General features: G+C 72.4%; 10 protein-coding genes. 3 read left to right on the plus strand and 7 right to left on the minus strand.

The features are described from left to right. Positions 1 to 84: 84 nt before the first annotated feature. Both ACFYWM_RS39775 and ACFYWM_RS39780 read left to right on the plus strand, forming a co-directional pair. On the plus strand, positions 85 to 1,056 hold the full coding sequence (locus ACFYWM_RS39775) for a D-isomer specific 2-hydroxyacid dehydrogenase family protein (protein ID WP_389925454.1): 972 nt from the start codon (positions 85 to 87) through the stop codon (positions 1,054 to 1,056). 179 nt (positions 1,057 to 1,235) lie between these two features. Further along, positions 1,236 to 3,017 carry a protein kinase gene (locus ACFYWM_RS39780; RefSeq protein ID WP_389925457.1) on the plus strand — a complete coding sequence of 594 codons (1,782 nt, stop codon included), beginning with the start codon at positions 1,236 to 1,238 and terminating at the stop codon, positions 3,015 to 3,017. A 368-nt stretch (positions 3,018 to 3,385) separates the two neighbouring features. Here the strand turns inward: ACFYWM_RS39780 and ACFYWM_RS39785 are convergent, their stop codons facing one another. From ACFYWM_RS39785 to ACFYWM_RS39810, 6 genes are all read right to left on the minus strand, one after another. Next, positions 3,386 to 4,549, minus strand: a complete 1,164-nt coding sequence (locus tag ACFYWM_RS39785; protein ID WP_389925460.1) for a M20 family metallopeptidase — start codon at positions 4,547 to 4,549, stop codon at positions 3,386 to 3,388. Positions 4,550 to 4,771: 222 nt separating this feature from the next. Beyond that, a complete protein-coding gene (locus ACFYWM_RS39790; protein WP_389925463.1) occupies positions 4,772 to 5,959 on the minus strand; it encodes an amidohydrolase family protein in 1,188 nt (395 codons plus the stop codon). A gap of 174 nt (positions 5,960 to 6,133) precedes the next feature. Continuing rightward, positions 6,134 to 7,453 (minus strand): MFS transporter, encoded by a 1,320-nt coding sequence (locus tag ACFYWM_RS39795; RefSeq protein WP_389925466.1) that lies wholly within the window; start codon positions 7,451 to 7,453, stop codon positions 6,134 to 6,136. A 383-nt stretch (positions 7,454 to 7,836) separates the two neighbouring features. Next, positions 7,837 to 8,307 (minus strand): ATP-binding protein, encoded by a 471-nt coding sequence (locus tag ACFYWM_RS39800; protein ID WP_389925469.1) that lies wholly within the window; start codon positions 8,305 to 8,307, stop codon positions 7,837 to 7,839. A gap of 423 nt (positions 8,308 to 8,730) precedes the next feature. After that, positions 8,731 to 9,687 carry a TIGR03885 family FMN-dependent LLM class oxidoreductase gene (locus ACFYWM_RS39805; protein WP_389925472.1) on the minus strand — a complete coding sequence of 319 codons (957 nt, stop codon included), beginning with the start codon at positions 9,685 to 9,687 and terminating at the stop codon, positions 8,731 to 8,733. Positions 9,688 to 9,786: 99 nt separating this feature from the next. Continuing rightward, positions 9,787 to 10,872, minus strand: coding sequence for a hypothetical protein (locus ACFYWM_RS39810; protein WP_389925475.1), 1,086 nt, complete (start codon positions 10,870 to 10,872; stop codon positions 9,787 to 9,789). Between the two features lie 316 nt (positions 10,873 to 11,188). On the opposite strand from ACFYWM_RS39810, the gene ACFYWM_RS39815 reads away from it, so the two are divergent. Next, entirely contained in the window at positions 11,189 to 12,094 is a 906-nt protein-coding gene (locus ACFYWM_RS39815; protein ID WP_389925478.1) for a hypothetical protein, read from the plus strand. A gap of 6 nt (positions 12,095 to 12,100) precedes the next feature. Here ACFYWM_RS39815 and ACFYWM_RS39820 read toward each other — a convergent pair whose 3' ends face one another. Next, on the minus strand, positions 12,101 to 14,935 hold the full coding sequence (locus tag ACFYWM_RS39820; protein ID WP_389925480.1) for a glycosyl hydrolase: 2,835 nt from the start codon (positions 14,933 to 14,935) through the stop codon (positions 12,101 to 12,103). Positions 14,936 to 15,446: the final 511 nt, after the last annotated feature.

The following is a 15,446-nucleotide window of genomic DNA, read 5'->3' on the forward strand; positions in this document are numbered from 1 at the left end:
GGACTTCAGGGAAGTGATCCACGAGGTGGGATCTCCCCTCGGGCCGGTGATACGCGGCAGGGGGTCTACGACACAATGTCGTCCATGGAAGCCCGCATCGCGATAGCCCCCTCCGCGGAGGTGGGGACGTCCCACGGCCGTCTCGGCTCCTCCGACATCGACCTCGACCGGCGGCGGCCCGGGATCGAGGAGGCCGTGTCCCGCGGCGGCGGCACCAACGTCCCGCTCGCCGACGCCGACGGCCTGGTGTGGATGATCCCCGGCGAGCCGGAGCTGCTCGGGGCGACGCTGGACGCCCATCCCCGGATCAGGTGGGTGCAGTTCCCCTGGGCGGGGGTGGAGAAGTTCACGGCCTCGGGGGTGTTCGGCCGTCCCGTGGTCTTCAGCTGCGCCAAGGGGTCGTTCGCCGGGCAGGTCGCCGAGCACGCGCTGACGCTGGCGCTGGCCTGCCTGCGCAACCTCTCGCTGCAGGCGCGGACGCCCGGTTGGTGCCCGGTGGATCCCCGGTCGCTGCACGGCCGGAGGGTCACGATCCTCGGCGGCGGCGGCATAGCCACCGAGCTCGTCCGCCTCCTGGCGCCGTTCGGGTGCCGGGTCCGGGTGATCCGCCGCCGCCCGGAGAAGGTCGAGGGCGCCGACGAGACGCTGCCGCCCCAGGCTCTGCACGCCGTGCTTCCCGAGACCGACGTCCTGGTCCTGGCCCTCGCCCTGACGCCGGAGACGAGGCACGTCGTCGGCGCCGCCCAGCTGGCGCTGCTGCCACCGCAGGCCATCGTCGTCAACGTCGCGCGCGGCGCGCACATCGAGACCGGCGCGCTCGTCGAGGCCCTCGACGCGGGAACGATCTCCGCCGCCGGTCTGGACGTGACGGACCCCGAGCCGCTCCCCGACGGGCATCCCCTGTGGGCCGATCCCAGGGTGCTCATCACCTCGCACTGCGCCGACTCGGCCGAGTACGTCGCGCGGATGTTCTGCGAGCGGGTCGAGCGCAACGTGCGCAACCTGCGCGCGGGCCGCCCGCTGGAGGGAGTGATCGACCCCGCCACGGGTTACTGACCCCGCCACGGGACACCGGCCCTGCGATGGGATACCGGCCCCGCCACGGGACACCGACCGCCGCCCGTCCGCCCTTCCGCCGGACACCGCGCCACCCGTCGGAACGCCACCGCCCGCCCGAACAGCGTCCCCTCCCCGAACACCGCCGCCCGCCCCCTCCGAACGGTAGGTTCGCTCGCATGCCGGAAGATCCCTCGTACGTTCCGGAAGACCCGTCGCGGGTGCTGGCGGGCCGGTACCGGTTGCTGACCCCCCTCGGGGCGGGCGGCATGGGCGTCGTCTGGCGAGCCCGGGACGAGCTGCTCCACCAGACCGTGGCGGTCAAGGAGGTGACGCTGCCCGTCCGGCTGACCCCCGAGGATCGCGAGCGGCGGCTGCGCCGGACGCTCCGCGAGGCGCGCACGGCGGCCACGTTGCGAGGCCATCCCGGCATCGTCACCGTCTACGACGTGGTCGAGGAGGACGACCGCCCGTGGATCGTCATGGAGCTGGTGGAGGGACCGTCCCTGGCGAAGGTGATCAAGGACGAGGGGCGGCTGGCCGAGGCCAGGGCGGCGTGGATCGGACTGCGGGTGATCTCCGCGCTGGTCTCGGCGGAGGCCGCGGGCATCGTGCACAGGGACGTCAAGCCCGCCAACATCCTGCTCGCGGGCGACCGGGTCATGCTGACCGACTTCGGGATCGCGGCGGCCGTCCACGACACCACCGACCTGACCGACACCGGACAACTGCTGGGCACGATCCCCTACCTCGCGCCCGAGCAGCTCGACAGCGCGCGCGCCTCGGCCGCCTGCGACCTGTGGTCGGTGGGCGTGACGCTGTACGAGGCGGTGGAGGGGCGCAGGCCGTTCGACCGGGACAGCCCGGTGGCCACGATCGCGGCGATCCTCAACCAGCCTCCCCTTCCCACCCGGTACGCGAACCGGCTCCTTCCCGTGATCGAGGGCCTGCTCGAGAAGGACCCCGCCGAGCGGCTGACCGCCGAGCGCGCCGCGTCGCTGCTCACGCCGGTGGCCACCGGAGCCCCGGAGGAGCACCCGCGTCCCGCCGGGGACCCGGGCACGGCGGGCGACGCTGGACGCGGGCGGGGTGCCCTCTCGGGCGTGAGCGACCTGCCACCCCCGGTGGACCGGGCCCGGGGGGCCTCCTCCGGTGTGAGCGACCGGCCGCTCCCGGTGAACCGGGTCCGCAGGGCCTCCTCCGGCGTGAGCGACCCGATGCCTCCGATGGACCGGGTCCGGACCGGCGACCCCCGGCGACCGTCGCCCCGCGTGCCCATGGCCGTCGCCGCGGGCTGCGTGCTGCTGGCGGCCGCCGTGGCCGCCGTGGTGATCTGGTCGCCGGACACCCTGGGGCTGGGGAGCCCCCCGACGACCACTCCCGGCGGCAGCGCGACGGCCTCCGCCGACCCCGGTGAAAGATCGACGGCCTCCGGCGAACCCTCTCGCGACCTGACGGCCTCCCCCGGCCGGGACCCGCTGCCGCCGGGCTTCACCCTGCACACGGATCGGCGCGGATTCTCCATCGCCGTACCCGACGGCTGGACGAAGGGGGAGGACAAGGACCCGGACCAGGTCGACTGGCAGCGCCCCCGAGACTCCGTCCTCTCCCCCTCCTCCTGGTACCTGGGCGTCTTCGCGGATCCGAAGAGGAAGGAGACCAGGAAACCGGAGGACATCCTCGACCAGCTGCGCGACGCGCTCCAGGACGAGATGTTCGCGCCCGGCTCCTACCGGGAGCTCGCCCGGCGCGCGGTCCCCGTCGCCGGGGGCAGGGGCGCCGAGCTGGAGTTCGGCTTCGCGCACAGGAGCGCGTCGAACCTGCCCCACCGCCTCTACGCCCGGTGCGTCATCCGTGACTCCGGCGGCGCCGGGATGTTCTGGTTCTTCACCCCCGCCGGGCAGTGGGCCGAGGCCGGCAGGCACGTCGAGACGTTCAAGGACACCTTCCGGCTCGACTGAGCCCGCCGCCCCGAACGACCGCCGCCCGGGAGCCGGACGTCCCCGTCCGGGGAGCGTAGCCGGACGCCTTCGTCCGGGGAAGGTAGCCGAACGCCCCCGGCTGGCGAACGTGGCCGGACGCCACCGTCCGGGGAACGTAGCCGGACGTCCCCAGCCGGTGAACGTGGCCGGACGCCACCGGCCGGGAAGCGTGACCGGACGCCTTCGTCCGGGGAGCGGAAAGTCGTGATCGTCCGCACCTCACCCCCGCGCGGGCCCCGGCCACCCCCCGGTGACCGGTCTCACCCACATCGGCGATCGCCACACCCCCGGCGCACGCGCCGGACGTTCCGGCGTACCCCGCACAGCCGGTGACGCGAAACGCCCGTTCAGCCGTCCGCGCCGATCACCCGCGCGGCGGCGAGGTAGGCGGCGAGCAGGCTCTCGGCGACCGCCGTCACGGTCTCGTCCCCGGGCAGGAAGTGCGGGCTGTGCAGCCCCGAGGCCGTGTCGGTGCCCACGAACATCATCAGCGATGGGACGACCGACGCGAAGTGGGCGAAGTCGTCGGCACCGCAGGAGCGCAGCGTGGCGGGCATGTGGTGGGCGACGTCGACGAGGATGCAGCCGGTCTCCTCGGCGAGGCGGGCGTCGTTGACGAGCACCGGCTCCCCGTTCGTGATCCGCACCTCCGCCTCGCAGCCGTGGACGCGGGCGACCCCCTCGGCGATCTCGCGGAAGCGGTGGTGCAGCTGCTGGCGCCACGGCTCCGACATCGTACGGAGGGTGCCGCGCGCGGAGGCCTGCCCCGGGATCGCGTTGGGGGCGCTGCCCGCCGCCACGGTCCCGAAGGTGACCACGGTCGGCGTCATCGGGTCGGCGTCGCGGCTGACGAGCTGCTGCGCGGCCACGATGATCTGGGCGAGCGCCAGGACCGAGTCGCGGGACAGGTGGGGGTAGGCCGCGTGCCCGCCCTGCCCCCGTACGGTGACGGTGAACTCGTCGGAGGAGGCGTTGACCGCGCCGGGGGTGCAGGCCGTCTCACCGGCGCCGAGCACCGGCTGGACGTGTGCCGCGATCATCGCGCCGACCCGGTTCCTGTGGAGCGCGCCGGAGCCGACGATGTCGCGGGCGCCGGAGGGGTGGGTCTCCTCGCGCGGCTGCAGCACCGCGACCATCGGCGCCGGTGCCCGTACCCGGTCGACCGCCCTGGTCAGCGCGACCAGGGCAGCGAGGTGCACGTCGTGGCCGCAGGCGTGCATGGCGCCGTTGCGCGAGGCCCAGGGCACGTCCGTCTCCTCCGGGATCGGCAGGGCGTCCAGCTCCCCGCGCACCCCGACGGCCAGGCCCTCGCCGCCGACGCGGAGGAGCGCGCCGGTCCCGGCCACCCGCTCGAACGCCTCGCCCTCGGGCAGCGCGTCCAGCACGCGCTTGAGCGTCGGCTCCTCCTTGCCCGACACGCACGGCTCGGCGTGCAGTTCGCGCCGCAGCTGGAAGGCCGCGGGCAGCTCGGCGTGGAGAGCGGCGCGGAGCCGCTCGTGGATCTCTTTCATCGCCTCTCCCCGAAGCGCTGGGCGTTCTGGTCGACCTTCACGCGTCCTCCTCGGCGGATGCGGCGAGCGCGGCGAGTACGCGGACGTGAGTGCCGGTCATGAATCTCCCTCTTGCTGTGCTTGGTGCCGTTCCGGTGGTACTGGGTGGCATGGGTGCATGGGCGCCGTTCTCATGGTGCGTGATGGTCGTTCTCGTCACCGGCCCCGGGGCCGGTCACCCGGTCACCCGGTCTCTCCGAGGCCGTAGACGCGGCGGGCGTTCCCCGCGCCGATCATGGTGGCGACCCGGACCGCCTGCGGCTCGCTCCACTCGCCGTCCGCGACGAATTCCCCGAGGACGCGGGTCATCGCGCGGCGCCAGAGCAGGGCTCCCAGGTGATGGAGCTCCGCCGGGCCCCAGGCGTCCGAGGAGAAGAGGATCTTGGAGAACGGCGCCAGCTCCAGGCTCTCGGCCACCACGGCCGCGCTGCGCGCCCCCGTGTGGTTCACTCCCAGCCCGACGTCGAAATGGACGTGCGGGTAGACCTGGGCGAGGTAACCGGCGTTGCGGTGATACGGGTAGCAGTGCAGCAGGAGCAGGGGGACGCCCCTGGGCTCGGCGAGCTCGATGAGGCCGCGCAGCAGCAGGGGGTCGGACCGGCGCAGGTCGAGGTCGGGGTCGCCGTACCCGATGTGGAACTGGAGCGGCAGCCCGCGCCCGATGCCCGTCCAGATGAGGTGGCGCAGCAGCACCGGGTCGTCGAGGCGGATCGTCCCGGTCCGCTCGGCCTCGCGCAGCCAGCGCCCGGCCGCCGCCTCCGCCTCGGCGGGGGTGGGCGGGGCGGGGTCGAGGTCGAGCCCGTACCGGTAGGCGGCGACGCTCTTGAGGCCGCGCGCCGTACGGCTGCGCTCCCACAGGGCCTCCTCGAAGCGGGCGGCGAACCCGGCGGCGCCGGTCCCCTCCGCGGCGACCCCCTCGGCGACCGACTCCAGCCGGACGACCTCCTCGACGGGCCGCCCCGTGAGGGCCGCCATCGGCGCCGGGCCGAGGATCTCCCCGCCCTCGTGGCCGGTGCTCCCGTAGCCGGTCTCCAGGAGGAAGTGGCCGACCCCGGCGGCGGCCAGCAGGCGCCGGTTCGCCTCGGCGGCCCCGAGCTCGGCGCGGCGGGCGAGGTAGGTCTCCGGGTCCGGGTGCGGGCCGAGACCGAGGACGGGCGCGCAGTGCCGCAGCACGGCGAAACCGAGCTGCGAGTCGAACTGGGTCATCCAGGCGGGCACCGGCCGGTCGGACTCGGTGATCAGCTCCTCGAACCGCCTCCGTGACAGGTCGCCGTCGAGGGCACCGTGGACATGGTGGTCCACCAGCGGTATCGCCTCGATCGCACGCCCCAGGGCCTCCCCGGCCCTCCCGGCCGCGCCCTCGCGAGCCACACGCCCCGGGGTTCCAGCCCCTGCCGTCCCGGAGAACCCGGCACGCGCCGGAGAGTCCGTGGGTGCCGGGATCATGGTGGAACTCTCCTCAGGTGTGCGGTGCCGCTGGGATACGAGGTGCCCATGAAAAGGGAATGTCATGCCCCGATGTCATGTCCCGATCTCCCGTCCGGCTCACCCGCCGATCGGACGCTCCACCTCACCCGCCGCCTCACCGGCCGTCCCGCCCGTCGCCGTCTCCGCTGTCCCTGTCACGCCCGCCGCGCCCCGCCCCCGGATGCCGTACGCGAGGGTGAGGGCGACGACGGCGAGCGGGAAGACGGTGGCGACGAGGAGGCCGGTGCGCAGACCGGAGCCGCCGTCGTCGGGGAGCGCGGCCGACAGGGTGGTGAGGAACCCTCCGGCGGCGGAGGAGGCGTCCGCGGCGGCCCCGGCGATCCAGGGACCGGCCGCGCCCCCGGCGTCGCCGAAGACGGCCAGCACCCCGAACATGGCCGCGCCGCCGAGGGGGAAGCGGGCCGCGGCGAGGCTGAAGGTCCCCGGCCACAGGAGGCTGACGGCCAGGCCGCACACCGCGCAGCCGACGAGGCTGATCACCGGGTTGGAGGACAGGCAGACGACGAGGTAGCAGACGGTCGCCAGCGCGCCGCAGAAGGCCATCGCGGGTACCAGCGGGATCCGCTCGCCCCACAGGCCGTAGACGATGCGGCCGATCCCCATCAGGACCGCGAACAGGCACGGGCCCGCCAGGTCGCCCCACACCTTGGAGACGCCCAGCCCCTCCTCCGCGAAGAGGGAGGACCACTGCGACATGGTCAGCTCGGCCGCGCCCGCGCAGAGCATCAGCACGACGGCCGCGGCGAAGGCGGGAGCGCCGAAGAGCGCCCGCAGGGAGGTACGGTGCTCGTCGGGCACGGTCGCGGGCAGCGGCACCCGCAGGAACGCCACCATGTTGACCAGCGGGACGAGCGCCCAGGCCACGGGCAGGATCTGCCAGGCGTCCTGGCCGATCCAGGCCAGCAGCAGCGTGCTGCCCGCCACCACCGCGACCTGTCCCCAGCAGTAGAAGGAGTGCAGCAGGCTCATCGCCGCGGCCTTGCCCTCCTGCGGGCTGGGCAGCGCGTCCACGACGGGGCTGACGAGCACCTCCAGCAGACCGCCGCCGACGGCGTAGACGACGATCGCGACGCACAGTCCCAGGTACGGGGAGGGCGACACCGCCGGGGCCACCGCCAGCAGCACCAGCCCCAGCGCCGCCAGGACGTGGGCCAGCACCAGCGGGACGCGGTAACCGGTCCGGTCCACGAACCTCACGGCCACGATGTCGGTGACCAGCTGGGTGACGAAGTTGAGCAGCACCAGGCGGCCGAGCATCTCCAGGGGCAGCTGGTAGCGGGTCTGGAACACGATGAACAGCAGGGGAGCCAGGTTGTTGACGATGGCCTGGGTGACATATCCGGTGTAGCAGGCGCGGCGGGTGTGGTCATACGTCATGGATGATGCGTTTCTCTCCCTGAGGGTCTGGCCGTCCCGCACATTACGGGGCCGGACGGCGCGGCGGCACACCCGCCCCCGGCAGGAGGGACCACGACCTCACCGCGACACCGGGTACCGGTAAGCACCCAGGAGCGCCGGACAGGCCGGACGACCGGGCCACCGAGCAGACCGAGCAAACCGAGCAAACCGAGCAAACCGGGCACGCCAGACGACCGGACCGCCGGGTAGAGCGGGCACGCCGGACGACCGAGCCGGACACGCCGGACGACCGGGCCACCCGACAAACCGGGCGCGCCGGACGATCGGGCCGCCGACCAGGCCGGACATACCGGACGACCGGGCCGAACGCGCCGAACGATCGGGCGCCTCGGGGGACACGCCTACTTGAACTGCAGGACCGGGGCGACGGCGGGACAGGGGCGGGCGGGGGCGGGAAGACCGAGGACGAACCAGACGATCTTTCCTCCGGAGGGGGGATGGGCGACCCCCCAGTCGTCGGCGAGGGAGTCGACGATCTGGAGCCCCCGGCCGCCCGTGGCCTCCATGTCGCGGGCGCACACGCGGGGAGCCCCCTCCCCCGGGTCGAAGAGCTCGCCGCGGACGAAGCTCCCGCAGCCCTGGATCCGCAGCGCGCACGCGGCGCCGCCGTACCTGACGGCGTTGGTGACCAGTTCGCTGACGATCAGCATGCAGTCGTCCACGAGGTCGCCCGCGCCCCACAGGGAGAGCTCCCGGCGGACCAGCGCGCGAGCGTCGCGCACGCTCGTGGGAACGGCGGGCAGCAGGCACTCGCCTTCGTACTCGGGGGCGACGTCGAGTGACGCCGCGGATGAGTCGGATTGGAGAGACACCGCGCCTCCTTCGAATGGGAGCGCTCCCATGACAAATGTAGAACACTCATCTACATCTGTGAATTGCTTTCTCCCTAATTGTTTCCATCACATGTCGTGCGAAGTGAGGAAGATCGGCTTTAAATCATGATCTTTGGCGGCATGTCATGACGTTCGGCACCCGGAGGCGGTGGCCATCGGGCAGGCCCCGCCCCCGTCGCCCGGAACCCCGCGTCCCCGGACCCCGCCCCCGCCGCCCGGGAACCCCGCCGCCCGGAAACCCGGCCCCCTCGTACCCGGCCCGGGAACCCGCCCCTCCGGCCGCGCACCGGCGCCGCCACAACGCCGCCACAACGCCGCCACAACGCCGCCACGACGCCGCCACGACGCCGACAGGACGTCGCCACGACGCCGACAGGACGTCGAAGCGGCGCCGGGACGGGGTCAGCTCAGCTGGGGAAGCACCTTCGCGCCGAAGGCGTCGATGTAGGCGGCCTGCTCCTGGCCCACGTGGTGCAGGTAGATCTCCTCGAACCCCAGCTCCGCGTACTCGTTGATCCTGGCCGCGTGCCAGCCCAGGTCGGAGGAGACGTTGACGCCCTCGGCCACCTTCTCCGGTGAGACGTCGGCGGAGACCACGTCGAAGACCTCCGCTGTCTCCAGGTCCCAGCTGACCGGTGCCGCGAAGACGTTGCTCCGCCACTGGTCGTGGGCGATGGCCATCGCCTCCTCGTCGCTCTCGGCCCAGCTGAGGTGGACCTGGAGCGCCACCTTGCCCTTACCTCCGGCGTCCCGGTAGGCGCCGATGACCTTGCGCAGCCGGTCGACGTCCCCTCCAACGGTGATCATGCCGTCGGCCCACTCCGCGCACCAGCGGGCCGTCTCGGCGCTCACCGCCGCGCCGACCAGCTTCGGCGGGGTGTCGGGGCGGGTCCACAGCCGGGCGCGGTCGACGGTCACCAGGCCGTCGTGGCTGACCTCCTCCCCCGCCAGCATCGCCCGGATGATGTCGACGCACTCCCGCAGCCGCCGCATGCGGAGCTCCTTGCGCGGCCAGCGGTCGCCGGTGATGTGCTCGTTGCTCGCCTCGCCCGAGCCGAGGGCGGCCCAGAAGCGCCCGGGGTACATCGCGCCGAGGGTGCCGATCGCCTGGGCGATGATCGCCGGGTGGTAGCGCTGGCCGGGGGCGTTGACCACGCCGAACGGCAGGTTCGTGGCCTGGAGCGCCGCGCCCAGCCAGGACCAGGCGAACCCCGACTGCCCCTGACGCTCGCTCCACGGGGAGAAGTGGTCCGACGACATCGCCGCCCCGAAGCCCGCCTGCTCGGCCCGCGTGACCGCCTTCAGCAGCTCTGCCGGATGGATCTGCTCGTGTGAGGAATGAAAGCCATAAGTCGCCATCGCCTCCGGCTACCCGGGAGAGGGCCGTCCATTCGGACGAAGGGCGCGGTACCGCCCGGGGGACGGTACCGCGCCAAATCTCCGGAGGACCGAGGTGACTCAGAAGGCCGAGGTGTAGGTGACCAGCGAGGGCTGAGCGACGCGGGTGGCGGCGCTGTAGCAGGCGACGTTGCGGACGATCGCGTTGCTGCCGCTGGTGTTCCAGATGGACTGCAGGTTGCAGAACTCGGGGCCGGGACCGTACGCGGTGGCCTGGACCTGGTCCTGCAGGACCCCGACCCTCGGGAAGAGCACCAGGCGCAGGCCGAGTCCCGCGTTCTGGACCGTGTTCACGCCCGCCTGCGAGTTGTAGTTCAGGGCCGGGGGCACCGGCGAGTACGGGCCGGGGTTGGCCGGGGTGTTGTCGAAGGTGTAGGCGAAGTTCTTCGGCGGGATCGCCGCGCCGGTGATGGCGCGCTCACGGTGGTAGGTGAGCGTCCATCCGGTGTTGAGCGGCACGTTCGTCGCGTTGAAGCAGCGCACCTGGACCGCCTGCGCGCCCACCCCGGGAGCCCAGGCGCCGACCTTGCAGCGGGCGGGCTGGCTGGGGTTGACCGCGGTGACCTGGATGTTCCCGGCGAAGCCGGAGGAGCCCAGGCCGGGCAGGGTGACCGTCCAGCCTCCCCCGCCCCCGGCGACGGTGTTCACGCCCCCGGCCGAGTTGAACTGGGAGGTGATGCCGCCGCCGTTGTAGTGCACGTAGCCGAACGCCTGCGGCGCGGGCAGGACACCGGTGCTCTGCTCGAAGACGATGCTGTACGGGGTGAAGACCGGAGCCCCTCCGTACCGATAGCACTGCACCGCCACCACCACGTCGGTGCCCGAGGGTCCCCAGTTCTGCGCCTGGCACCAGTAGGCGTTCTGGGAGATCGCCGTGACGTGGACCACGCCGCCGGTGATCGCGATCTGCGGGAACCGCACGAACGTCTGCCCGACCCCGCCGGGGGTGACGCTGACGTTGAAGCCCGGCCCCCAGCTGCCCGCCTGGTGGTTGAGGTCGGGGATGCCGGAGGTCACGTCGACCACCGCGAAACCCCACCGGTTGGGTACGGATGCCTGCGCGCTCGTGGCCGTCGCGACGACGCTCGCGGCGAGCATCGCGATGACACACAGGAAGTGGAACATGACTCTTCGTAACTGCCGCATGCCGTACTCCATTGGTTCGGGGGGTGTGCGATCGGACGGGCCCGTGTCACCGGTGGGTGGGAATGTCCGGGATCACAGTTCGTCCTGAGCTCTTGATAACCCGGCCGTCCTCCCTTGAGAAGACCCAACCTGACGGGTGAGATGACTTCGTCTTCCCAGATCAGGTCAGGGGTCCGACCAGATGACAGCTCTCTCATCCGGAGATCGTCCGGTCGTTCCGACGAGTACCGTATGAACAACGCACAGCCGATCCGCCAGGATCCACGAGACGGGGTGTGAGACCGTGCCGGAACCCGAACCGAACGTTCCGCGTGTCATGTGGCAGCTGCTGGAGCCCCTGCACGCCGTCACCTACTTCGCCCCCGAGGCTCGGGCCGCGGCCGACGCGGTCGGCATGCGCGGCTTCTGGATGGGTTACTTCGCGGCCAGGGCGGCGCCGCTCGGGCCGGTCGGCCCCGGTGTCGTCACGGCGGCCTTCCACGGGTTCCCCCCGGCCAGGGTCGCCAGGGCGCTCCCCGACGCGTGGTCGTTCGCGACCCCCGGCGACGTGCTGCGCGCCCGGCTCGACGGGGCGGGGGCCGCGCTGCGCACCCTGCTCACCGACAAGGTGACCGGCTCCGACGACCTGCGCGCGGCGGCGGAGCTCGCCTGGGAGGCCGCCGGGCTCGCCGACACCGCCGGCCGGGTGCTCGGCGCGGCCAACCAGGCGCTGCCCGCGCCCGACGAGCCGCACCTGCTGCTCTGGCAGGCCGCGACCACGCTGCGCGAGCACCGCGGCGACGGGCACGTGGCCGCCCTCGTCGCCCACGGCGTCTCCCCCGTCCAGTCCCACCTGCTCAAGGTCGCGGCGGGCGAGACGGACCCGGGCCAGCTGCGCCTGGCGCGGCGCTGGGACGACGGGGAGTGGGAGGCCGGTGCCGCCGCGCTGCGCGAGCGCGGCTGGGTCGACGACTCCGGCGTCCTGACGGCCGAGGGCTCGCGGGAGCGCGAGCGGATCGAGCGACTGACCGACGAGGCCGCCGCCGTTCCCTGGCGGGCCCTGGGCGAGGGGCGCACCTCCGAGCTCGCCCTGCTGCTGCACCCGCTGACCATGGCCGTCCTGGAGTCGGGCGTCATCCCGCCCTCGAACCCGATCGGCCTGCCCAGACCCTCCGGGGACGGCGGGGACGGCGAGGACGGCCGAGGGCTCACGCTCCCGGCCGTCCCGTCACCGATCGACTGAGGGGGGTCAGCCGAACGGCAGCCTCACGATCGACTGGTTGCCGACGCCGAGGTTGACGGCGCCGTTCCCGATCGCGTTCCAGACCTCGACCCTCACCTGGCCGTTCGACAGGTTGCCGAGCGTTCCCGAGGACGACTGCGGGCCGGATCCCTGCGTGTAGTGCTCCCAGCCCGTCACCGGGTCGGTGGCGAAGTAGGCGTAGGTCTCCACCCTGTCCCAGCTCCCGTTGCCGGTCAGGTCGTAGGAGACCCGGACCTGGGTGCCGTTGGCGACCGAGGTTCCCGCGTCCAGGAAGAGGTCGAACGCGGTGGCGCCGCCGTTGTGGCCGGCGGTGAGACCGGTCGCCGTGAAGACCCGGGCGTTGGTCGGCACGCCGTCGTGGTTGCCGTTCGCGGCGGTCACCGCGAGGCTGCCCGCCGAACCCGCCGTGCCCGGCAGGCCGCCGCCGCTCTGCAGGTAGCGCGTCGCGGCGAAGCCACCCGGGTCCGGGGTGGGAGTCGGGGTCGGGGTGGGAGTCGGCGTGGGCGTCGGGTCGGGGTTCGTGGTGCCGCCGCCCGCGTTGCCGCCGCTCCAGGTGAAGGCGCCGGAGGTGACCGTCTTGCCCGCCGGGACGTTGAGCACGGTCCCGTTGGAGAAGGTCACCGTGAGCGCGCTGCCGGTGATGTTGGAGGCGACGTAGGTGCGTGCCCCGTTCTTGCTGAACACCTTGGCGAGCGGGTGGTTGGCGGTGACGGAGTTGTCCACCGTGCCGAGGGCGGCCAGGTTGCGGATCCAGTGGAAGGTGTGCGCCCTGCTCTCCCCCTCCTCGGGGGTGTAGGAGCCGGCCGCGCGCAGGTTCGACAGGGCCGCGTCACCGTTGCCCAGCGCCTGGAACTGCCAGAGGATGTCCCGCCACACCGTGGGCGGCCCGCCGTTGTTGCGTACCAGCTCGGCGTAGTTGGTGTTCACGTAGCCGGGGTTGTCGCCCATGTAGAAGTGCCCGCCGGTGACCGGCAGCATGTTGATGCCCTGGATCATCTCCGGCTCGGCGCTGAACCAGGTGGCGTACGCGCCGCCGCTGCCCCAGACCATGCCGACCGTGCTGTGGCCGAAGGCGGAGGGGAAGTTCTGGTCGCGCGAGTCGAACCAGTACTCCTGGATCGCCGCGGCCTGGGTCGTGTAGATGAAGATGCCCGCGTCGCGGACGGCGGTGTTGCCGGTGGCCTGTCCCCACTGGATGAGGGCGTTGGCGAAGTTCTGGCCCTCCGACGACGACTCCTGGTTGTTGCCCGAGCCGAACGCGCCGTGCCCGGACGCCCAGTCGTGGCCCGCGTAGATGTCGAAGTCACGCAGGTACGGGAAGCGGGTGTCGGAGCGGTCGTAGTTGTTGGCGTCGCGGATCAGCAGGTCCACCATGCCGCCGTACTGGCTCGTCCTCGCCCAGTTGGGGTCGAACTTGGCCAGCGTCGCGGCGGCGGCGATGTAGTAGCCGTAGTGGAAATGGTGGTCGTTGAGCTCCAGGTCGGAGCCGTAGGAGGCCGGGTAGCCGAGCAGGGTCCCCCAGCTCGGGTTGTAGTAGAAGACCCGGCTGGTCTTGCCCGGCGAGGCGGTGAACCAGTCGTTGAGACGGGTGCGGATGGCGTTCAGCGCGGCGGTGCGCACCGACGTCAGGTTGAGCTGGTCGGCGATCTCCGCGATGCGGGCCGCCCGGCCCAGGCCCTTGCCCGTCCAGTAGGTGTCGTCGCCCCGGATGTCCATCGGGTTGCCGAGCTCGGCGTTGAGCTGGTTGGTGATCGTGGTGAGGTCGGCGCCCGAGCTGTCGGCCACCGCGGGGACCTCCGGCAGCACGCCGGTGTACTTCATCGTCGTCCGGAACTGCGTCCCGGTGACGATCTTCATCTGGCCTCGCGCCGACACGTACGTCTGCGCCAGCGGTGTGGAGCCGGTCAGGTAGTTCCACTGGTGCGGGTAGAGCGCGATGACCGTGCCGGTCTGGCTGCCCTGCCTGGCCGTGGTGGTGAAGGCGTACGTCGTGGTGAGCGAGCTCGCGGCCTGGTTGTAGGCGTAGGAGACCCGGGTGCCGGTGACGTGCGCGTGCGCGTACTGCCCGTAGGTGCTCGCCAGGGCCGCGCGGTCGCCGCCCGCGGGGAGCGCCGCCACGGAGAAGAAGCCCCTGCCCGCCAGGGCGGAGCTGATCGTCGTGCCGCTCACCGACCAGGTCGCGCCGGTCGGCGCGTAGGCGACGTAGTCACGGCCTCCGGCGGTGAAGCCGATGGTCGCGCCGCTGTTGGACCACACCGTGGGGGTGCCCGCCGTGGTGATCTGCGCGTCGCCCCCGGTGACCTGGAAGTACGCGAACGGCAGGCCGTGGCCGATGGTGGCCTTCATGGTCCGGCCCGAGCCGCTCCAGTACGGGGTGACCGTCCAGTCGCTCCAGCCGTCGACCTTGACGTCCGGCGAGTTCAGGCCCGCGACGCCGACGCGGATGTTCTCGACGTAGGGGTAGTGGTACTCGCCGACGCCGGTCGCGGTGCCGCTGATGGCGGGAGTGGTGTTGTAGGAGAACCCGAGACCGTTGCCGAAGGTGTCGTACGAGATCGGGTGCGCGTGGAGCGGCTCGCCGTACGCGCAGTCGGTCTTCTTGTAGAGGATCGACGACCACCAGTCGTTGGTGGGCACGGCCCCGGCGGGGGCGTTGGACGTCACCCACTGGCGGGGGTTGGTGGAGATGGAGCCGCAGCCGGCGGGCAGCGAGCGGCCGGCGGGGAGGGTGTCGGCGTAGCTGCCGGCGCCGACCGTGGCGGCCTCGGCCGAGCGGGCGGCGCCGAGGCCGAGCAGTCCGGCCACCAGCGCGAGGACCACACCGGCGGCGAGGCTGCGACGGCGAGTCCTGACGCGAGCCGCTGACTGAGCGAGTCGTCCTTCACGGGGGTGCGCACTGTCCGGACCCGTGGTCCGGATCGAGGGATCCATTGGGGGGTGCCTCCGGGGAGAGGAATCGGGCTCTGAAGCTGACCGATACGAGAGAGCGCTCTCTCACCGAAAAGTAACGGGCCGCGTCACGGCAGTCAATGTTTCACGTTGGTAACGAATAGGTAAAGTACAGACGTGCAGGCGGGAGGGCGTAAGCGCAGAAAACAGGGCGTTCCACCATGCAGCATCGCCCCCTCGGACCCACGCACCTCGCGTCGACTTCCTGCCCAACGATCAAGAAGTGGCCCTATCCTGATCTGAGAGCGCTCTCTCTGTTGATCGACGCCGACGGCCGGTCGATCTCCTGGCGGCGCCCGCCCCCTGCCCCCGGACGCCTTCGGGGCACGCATCCGCGCCCGTCATCCTCCGGGGCCGCGCATGCCCGATCACCGGCGCGGAC

The sequence above is a fragment of the Streptosporangium sp. NPDC002721 genome (assembly GCF_042888905.1).
In the GTDB taxonomy this organism is placed as follows: domain Bacteria; phylum Actinomycetota; class Actinomycetes; order Streptosporangiales; family Streptosporangiaceae; genus Streptosporangium.